General features: G+C 72.3%; 2 protein-coding genes. Both read left to right on the plus strand.

Going from position 1 to position 5,036, the window contains the following annotated elements; genetic code table 11:
• A partial coding sequence (locus IE217_RS34195) for an SDR family NAD(P)-dependent oxidoreductase (protein ID WP_190181859.1) occupies positions 1 to 2,584 on the plus strand: 2,584 nt, incomplete at its 5' end.
• Positions 2,585 to 2,936: 352 nt separating this feature from the next.
• Positions 2,937 to 5,036 (plus strand): type I polyketide synthase (locus IE217_RS34200; RefSeq protein WP_190181860.1); only part of this gene is annotated, 2,100 nt, incomplete at its 3' end.

Raw genomic sequence — 5,036 nt, forward strand, 5'->3', positions numbered from 1 at the left:
GACCGGTGAGTGGGTCGAGGGCCCGGAGCTGTCGGCGTCGTACTGGTTCGAGAACCTGCGCCGCACGGTCGAGCTGGAGGGCGCGGTCCGGTCGCTGCTGGAGCAGGGCTTCGGGGCGTTCGTGGAGTGCAGTGCCCATCCGGTGCTGGCCGTGGCGGTGCAGGAGACGGCGGAGGACGCCGGCCGTCAGGCCGTGGTCGTGGGTACCCTGCGGCGTGACGACGGTGGTCCGGGCCGGTTCCTGGCCTCGCTGGGTGAGGCGTTCGTCGGCGGGATCCCGGTGGACTGGAAGGCGGTCTACGCCGGTACCGGCGCCCGCCGCGTCGACCTGCCCACCTACGCCTTCCAGCACCAGCGCTACTGGCCCGAGGCCGCTCCCCGCACCGCTCTGCCCGCATCGCCGGCCGATGCCACGGACGCGCGCTTCTGGGAGGCGGTGGAGCGGGAGGACTGGGCGGCGCTGGCGGCCGAGTTGGAGGTCGACGGGGACCAGCGGCTGAGCGAGGTGCTGCCGTTGCTCTCCTCCTGGCGGCGGCGCAGCCGTGAGACGTCGACGCTCGACGGCTGGCGCTACCGGGTCACCTGGAAGCCGCTGCCCGACGACAGCACCTCCGCCGCCACCCGCCACGCCGGAACCTGGCTGTTGCTCACGACCCCGGACAGTCGGGAGCTCTGGGCGAACGGCATCGCACGGGCACTCGCCGATCGAGGGGCTCAGGTGAGGGAACTCGCCGTCAAGCCCGCCGACCGGGAGGCGCTGGCCGCCCTGCTGCATGAGGAAGTTACGGAGGCCGGAGGCCACTTGGCCGGTGTGCTGTCGCTGCTCGCGCTGGACGCCGAGCAGCCGCTGCACACCTCCCTCGCGCTGGTGCAGGCCCTGGGCGACGCGGAGGTGACGGCACCGCTGTGGTGCGCCACCCGGGGTGCCGTCTCGGTCGGCGGCGCGGATCGGCTGGAGAACCCCGAGCAGGCCCTGATCTGGGGCATGGGCCGAGTGGCGTCGATGGAGCAGGGCGAGCGCTGGGGCGGTCTCGTCGACCTGCCCGCCGAGCCGGACGAGCGCTCGCTGACACGGCTGGCCGCCACTCTCGCCACGGCCGATGCGGGCGAGGACCAACTCGCCCTCCGCTCCACCGGGTTGTTCGTACGCCGCCTGGTGCGCGCCCCCCTCGACCGCACCCCCGTCACCCGCGACTGGGAGCCGCGAGGGACCGTGCTGGTCACCGGCGGTACGGGTGCCCTGGGCGCGCACGTGGCCCGATGGCTGGCCCGCAACGCCGAGGCGGACTCCGCCCCCGTGCACCTGCTGCTGACCAGCCGCAGCGGCCCGGACGCCCCCGGCGCCGACGAACTCCACGACGAGTTGACCGCGTTGGGCGCCGAAGTGACCATCGCGGCCTGTGACGTCGCTGACCGCACCGCCCTCTCCCGGCTCCTCGCCGCGGTACCGGAGGACCGGCCACTCACCGCCGTCGTGCACACCGCCGCCGTACTGAACGACGGAGTCATCGAGGAACTGACGCCGGACCAGCTGGACGAGGTCCTGCGGGTCAAGGTGGAAGCGACCCGCAACCTGCACGAACTGACGCGTGAGCTGGATCTGTCGGCGTTCGTGCTCTTCTCCTCCTTCGCGGCCACCTTCGGCGCCCCCGGCCAGGGCAACCAGGCGCCGGGCAACGCCTTCCTGGAGGCGCTGGCCGAGCAGCGGCGGGCGGACGGGCTGGTGGCCACCACGCTCGCCTGGGGCCCGTGGGGCGACGGCGGCGCGGTCGCCGGGCCGGTGGGGGACCGTATGCGCAGGCACGGCATCCTCGAGATGGCGCCCGAACTCGCGGTCACCGCCCTCGGGCAGGCACTCGACCGGGACGAGACGGCACTGACCGTCATCGACATGGAGTGGAAGCGCTTCGCGCTGGCGTTCACCGCGGACCGGCCGCGTACCCTGCTCAATGAACTGCCCGAGGCCCGTGAGGTCATCGAGAAGGCGCAGGGCGACCCGGCCGACGACCCCGGGGCCGCGGTTCCGCTCGGCAAGCAGCTCGCGGGGCTGCCGCCCACCGAGCAGGACCGCCTCCTGCTGGACCTGGTGCGGGGAGCGGTCGCCGCGGTGCTGGGCCATGCGGGTGCCGAGGCGGTCGAGGCGAACCGGGCGTTCAAGGAACTCGGGTTCGACTCGCTCACCGCCGTCGAACTGCGCAACCGCCTCGGCGCCGCCACCGGCCTCAAGCTGCCTCCGACCCTGATCTTCGACCATCCGACGCCCGCCGCGGTGGCCGGGTACCTGCGTGGCGAGGTCGTTCCGGAGGCGGACGGCGGCGCGTCGGTGCTCGACGAGCTCGACAGGCTCGAAGCGATGCTCGCCGGCACCAGCCCGGACAACGTCACCCGGGCCCGCATCAGCATGCGGCTGCGGTCGCTGCTGGGGAAGTGGGACGACTCGGAGGTGCCGGAAGCCGGGAGGGGGACAGGGGCCGACAGCGGGCCGGCCGGGGCCGGGAGCGGCATCGAAGACGTGGCACAGCTCCAGGAGGCCAGCGACGAGGAACTCTTCGCGTTCATCAACAAAGGTCTCGGCAGGGCGTGACGCATTTCTCCGTGATGGCGTGACACATTTTCCCTGACACGGCAGTACGGTATTGACGGGCATTCGTGCGGTCGGTCAGGCTGCCCGACGACACCGAATGCCGGGCGCCGGCCGGGCGAGCCCCCGGGCGTTTCCGCCCACCTCCTGTTCTCTCCTCGGCCCCTGGTCATCCCCCCGATCGCAGGGGTGGCTAGGGGCCGGACAGGGGTTGTCGGGGGCGTCGGGGCGACCATAGCCTGCCCACGAGATACCGACTGAAGAAATCGATTGAAGAAACCGATCGAATCCCTTCTCGGTGCGATTGTTTCTGGTTCCTTTCCGATGTCGTCTGCCGTAAATGGGTTGCTTTTAAATGGCGAATGAAGAGACGCTGCGGGACTACCTCAAACTGGTGACGGCGGATCTGCATCAGACGCGTCAGCGGCTGCGCGAGGCCGAGGCGAAGAACCAGGACCCCATCGCCATCGTCGCGATGAGCTGCCGCTACCCCGGCGGCGTCGCGTCCCCCGAGGACCTGTGGCACCTGGTGACCGACGAGCGGGACGCGGTCACCGACTTCCCCGCCGACCGCGGCTGGGACCTCGACACCGTCTACCACCCGGACCCCGAGCACCCCGGCACCAGCTACGCCAAGCAGGGCGGCTTCGTCACCGACATCGCGCGGTTCGACCCGAGCCCCTTCGGCATCAGCCCGCGCGAGGCGCTGTCCATGGACCCCCAGCAGCGCCTCCTGCTGGAGACCTCCTGGGAGGCCTTCGAACGCGCCGGCATCGACCCGACGACACTGCGCGGCAAGCGGGTCGGCGTCTTCGTCGGCACCAGCAGCCACGACTACCTGACCGCCCTGCTGAGTTCCTCCGAGGACCTCGAGGGCTACCTCGGCACCGGCAACGCCGCGAGCGTGGCCTCCGGACGGCTGTCGTACGCCTTCGGGCTCGAAGGGCCCGCTCTCACCGTCGACACCGCCTGCTCCTCCTCACTGGTCGCCCTGCACCTGGCCGTGCAGGCGCTGCGCAACGGCGAGTGCTCGATGGCGCTGGCCGGCGGCGCGACCCTGATGTCGGCGCCGGGCACCTTCATCGACTACAGCAAGCAGCGCGGCCTGGCCATGGACGGCCGCTGCAAGGCCTTCTCCACGGAGGCCGACGGCTTCTGCCTCGCCGAGGGAGTCGGACTCCTCCTCGTCGAACGGCTCTCCGACGCACGCCGCAGGGGCCACCCGGTGCTGGCCGTGGTCCGCGGCTCCGCCGTCAACCAGGACGGCGCGAGCAACGGCCTCACCGCGCCCAACGGCCCGTCTCAGCAGCGTGTCATCCTCCAGGCGCTGGCCAACGCCCGGCTCACCCCGCAGGAGGTCGACGCCGTCGAGGCGCACGGCACCGGCACCGCTCTCGGCGACCCGATCGAGGCCCAGGCCCTCATCGCCACCTACGGCAAGGACCGCCCGGCCGGGCGGCCGCTCTGGCTGGGCTCGCTGAAGACCAACATCGGCCACGCCCAGGCCGCCGCCGGCGTCGCCGGTGTGATCAAGTCGGTCATGGCCCTGCGCCACGGCGTCCTGCCCAAGACGCTGCACCTGACCGAGCCGACCCCCCACGTGGACTGGTCGGCGGGCGAGGTGTCGCTGCTCGCCGAGGCGCGCGAATGGTCGCGGGGCGAGCACCCGCGCCGCATAGGCGTGTCGTCGTTCGGCATGAGCGGCACCAACGCGCACACCATCCTGGAGGAACACACCGAGCCCGCCGAGCCGACCGGCCAGGCCGAGCCCGTCCGGTCCGCCGGGTACGTGCCCGTCGTCCTCTCGGGCAAGGACGAGGCGGCGGTGCGCGCCCAGGCCGGACAGCTCCACGCCCACCTCGCGGCGCGGCCCGGGACGACCCTCGCCGACGTCGCCTACTCGCAGGCCGTCACCCGGGCCGCGCTGGACCGCAGGGCCGTGCTGGTCGCCGGCGACCGCGACGAACTGCTGGCCGGACTCACCGCGCTCGCCGCCGGCGAGACCACGAGCACGCAGGTCCACGGAACCGCCACCGAGGGCAAGGTGGCGTTCCTGTTCTCCGGGCAGGGCAGCCAGCGCGCGGGAATGGGGCGTGAGCTGTACGAGACGTACCCGGTGTTCGCGGGGGCGTTGGACGAGATCCTGGCTCACTTCGAACTGCCTTTGCGCGAGGTGCTGTTCGGTGACGAGGGTGCGCAGGGTGCGCTTCTGGACCAGACGGCGTACACGCAGCCGGCCCTGTTCGCCGTGGAGGTGGCGCTGTTCCGGCTCCTGGAGTCGTGGGGCGTACGGCCGGACTTCCTGGCCGGTCACTCGATCGGTGAGCTGGCGGCGGCGCACTGCGCGGGTGTGCTGTCGCTGGAGGACGCGTGCGCGCTGGTGGCGGCGCGTGGCCGGCTGATGCAGGAACTCCCGGGCGGCGGAGCGATGGTGGCCGTCCAGGCCGCCGAGGAC

Source organism: Streptomyces naganishii JCM 4654 (genome assembly GCF_014650575.1).
GTDB lineage: Bacteria > Actinomycetota > Actinomycetes > Streptomycetales > Streptomycetaceae > Streptomyces > Streptomyces naganishii.